A 2,933-nucleotide genomic window follows, 5' to 3' on the forward strand; every position below is an offset into this window, starting at 1 on the left:
ACACACGAAAGAGACATGCACAGGCTGGGCGGACTTGCAACAAAAATGCCTATTACATTTCTTACGTTCTTGCTCGGTATAATTGCAGCAGCAGGTATCCCTCCAATGAACGGATATGCATCAAAATGGTTGATCTATCAGGCTTTGCTAACAAGTAAATTCCCGTTCCTTACAATAACGATATTCATTGCATCAACCGGTGCATTTATGTACTTATACAGAGCTTTACATTCAATTTTTCTGGGTCAGCTTCCTGAAAAACTGGACAATGTAAAAGAAGTTCCCATTTTGATGCAGTTGCCAATGTTTATAATGATGCTGCTTATGATTGGAATAGGAATGTTTCCGGGATACGTTTTGAGGCCTATAGGAGAAATCGTTGCAAAAATGGGTCTTATCCCTATGAAAGTTACAAACACTACTATGTTTGCATTCCTTTCCAATGTTGATGCTCTCGCTGTGTTTAATATGTTTGCTTTAAGTTTTCTTGTTGCATTTGTTTTTTATCTTATTGGGAAACCGCGGCATCATGTGGAGCCGCTGGATAACTACACTGCAGGGCAAAATCCAAAAGATTTTGGCATGACAACAGAGATGTATCATTTCGCATTTAAATTTTATGAACCATTTCAAAATCTTTTTAAGTCAGTAAAAATTGATGTAAAGCATTTTTATGATACATTTGTCAAAAACGTTAATCTTATTGGAGATGCTTTCAGTTCTATGTTTACATCTTCGGCAAGATCGTCATCAATATTTTTTATGGTTGGAATTATAACTATAATTATAGCGGGATGGTTACTATGATAGTAATAAAGTACATAGGATTTGTTCTTGTGAGCATAATTGTGGGTCTGCTGTTTATGGGTATCGGAAGAAAATATACAGCAAGGATTCAAAGAAGATACGGACCTCCATTCTGGCAGTCGTATCTTGATGTGATTAAGCTTTTCTCAAAAAAATCTATCTCACATCATTGGGTTATGGATTTTGGTATTATGATGGGACTTGCAGGAATTTTGGCTACAATAGCCTTTCTGCCGATTGCCGGGTATCATCTATTCAATTCGATGAATGGAAATATTATCATAATGCTCTATTTTATGACAATAGGTTCTCTTGGGATGGCAATGGGAGTTTCTGCTTCCGGAAACCCAAATGCCTCAATAGGTATAGCAAGAGCGTTAACAATGATGCTTGGTTATGAAATACCTTTTGTTATTGTTGTCATATCATTAATATTTGTAAATCAAAGTTCGCTTTTATCCGTTATGATAACAAATCAAGCCGGGGGATTTTTGCATTGGAATCTTATTAGATACCCGTTGGGCTTTATTGCAGCAGAAATGGCATTACAGGGCATGCTTGGAGAGAAACCATTTGATGCAATGATTGCCCCCTCGGAAATTGCTTCAGGGCCAATGGTGGAATTAAGCGGAAAAATGATGGGACTTGCCTTTTTGCAGCACGCCGCGCAAATTTTTCTCGAGACTGCAATAATAACAAATCTATTTCTCGGAGGAGCATCAAACATTTGGGCATTCTTCTTTAAAATGTTCATTCTTTATATCTTATCATTATCCATAAATGCTGTTTCCCCCAGATTTAAATTTGAAGACGCTGTCAAATGGTTTTGGAAATGGCCGATGGCATTTTCCCTTGTACAATTACTGATAACTATTTTATGAAAAAGGTGATAATATGCTTGCAACATCAAGAAAAGATCTGAGAGACAAAGGATGGGAAAATATTCTGAACTATTTCAGAAAAAAATCCATGTGGATGCTCCATTACTGTACAGGCTGCGGAGCAATTGAACTCCCTCCTACAATGACATCACGATGGGACATGGAACGATTTGGTCTGGGGCCCATGGCTACACCAAGGCAAGCAGATCTGCTTTTGGTTACCGGATATCTTTCAATTAAATCGCTCAAAAGAGTAATATACACATACGAACAGATGCAGGAACCAAAATGGTTAATTGCATTCGGTTCATGCCCGTTAAACGGAGGTATCTATTACGACTCATACACAGTAATTAACAGACTCGCTCTTTATCTTCCAATTGATCTATCAATAGAGGGCTGTATGCCAAGGCCGGAAGCAATTATTAACGGATTTAATACTCTTATGGAATCAATAGAAAACAGCACTGCTGTAGGTTATAAAAAATATAAAGAGAATTATGACTGGTATAAAAAGAACCAGAATGCTGTGTTGAATAGAACAAAATCCGTGTTTGAAACAGGGGTAAAAAAATGACACAAAAAGAAATAATTGAAAAGATAAAAAATAATTTCCAAAAAGTGGATATTAAAATTTTAGATGATCACCAATTTTCCGTTGGAATTAAAAAAGAGCAGAACATATCTGTTTTAGCCTTTCTTCAACTGCTCGGTTTTAAAGAATTAGCACTGTTAACAGCAGTTGATTGGATTGATGACGGTGAATTTGAGATTGTTTATAATCTCTTTTCCTATTCGGATAACCAACAGATATTGGTAAAAACTCGAATAAAAAGAGATAACCTCGATATTCAGTCAGTTGTAAATCTCTGGGAAACAGCCGAAATGTATGAAAGAGATACTCATGAATTTTTCGGTGTTAACTTTATTGGAAATGATAAACTTATGCCGCTATTTCTGCACAATTGGCTTGATATCCCTCCAATGAGAAAAGATTTTGATTCTCTCGCATATTCAAATGAGGTTTATGGTAAATTCAAAGAAGAGAGGGACAAATGAATGAACTATTAACATTTTTAGGACAAGAAGACAGATATAAAAAATATGAACTTTTCTTTGGGCCGAACCACCCGGGAATGAATGGCAATTTTTCTTACATTTTAACAGTTGAGGGACACACAATAAAAAGGGTTGACCCTGATCCGGGACAGCTGCACAGAGGTTTTGAAAAACTTGTTGAAAACA

The 2,933-nt window shown here is 36.4% G+C and carries 5 protein-coding genes; all 5 read left to right on the plus strand.

The genetic code is table 11. The features are described from left to right. On the plus strand, nt 1-807 hold an 807-nt coding region (locus tag J7K93_05020), incomplete at its 5' end, for an NADH-quinone oxidoreductase subunit M (protein MCD6116354.1). Next, nucleotides 795-1,688, plus strand: a complete 894-nt coding sequence (locus J7K93_05025) for an NADH-quinone oxidoreductase subunit H (protein ID MCD6116355.1) — start codon at nt 795-797, stop codon at nt 1,686-1,688. The genes J7K93_05020 and J7K93_05025, both read left to right, overlap by 13 nt. A 13-nt stretch (nt 1,689-1,701) precedes the next feature. Next, on the plus strand, nt 1,702-2,265 hold the full coding sequence (gene nuoB, locus J7K93_05030; GenBank protein MCD6116356.1) for an NADH-quinone oxidoreductase subunit NuoB: 564 nt from the start codon (nt 1,702-1,704) through the stop codon (nt 2,263-2,265). Then, nucleotides 2,262-2,747, plus strand: a complete 486-nt coding sequence (locus J7K93_05035; GenBank protein ID MCD6116357.1) for an NADH-quinone oxidoreductase subunit C — start codon at nt 2,262-2,264, stop codon at nt 2,745-2,747. Before nuoB ends, J7K93_05035 begins: the two co-directional genes overlap by 4 nt. Continuing rightward, nucleotides 2,744-2,933, plus strand: a 190-nt coding sequence (locus J7K93_05040; protein ID MCD6116358.1) for an NADH-quinone oxidoreductase subunit D, incomplete at its 3' end; no start/stop codon positions are given. The genes J7K93_05035 and J7K93_05040, both read left to right, overlap by 4 nt.

The organism is bacterium (assembly GCA_021158245.1).
Lineage (GTDB): Bacteria > Zhuqueibacterota > QNDG01 > QNDG01 > QNDG01 > QNDG01.

What these genes read in the sequence shown, in the direction of transcription:
- J7K93_05025 (MCD6116355.1), top strand. Translation starts at nt 795, where the DNA reads ATGGTTACTATGATAGTAATAAAGTACATAGGATTTGTTCTTGTGAGC.
- nuoB (MCD6116356.1), top strand. Translation starts at nt 1,702, where the DNA reads ATGCTTGCAACATCAAGAAAAGATCTGAGAGACAAAGGATGGGAAAAT.
- J7K93_05035 (MCD6116357.1), top strand. Translation starts at nt 2,262, where the DNA reads ATGACACAAAAAGAAATAATTGAAAAGATAAAAAATAATTTCCAAAAA.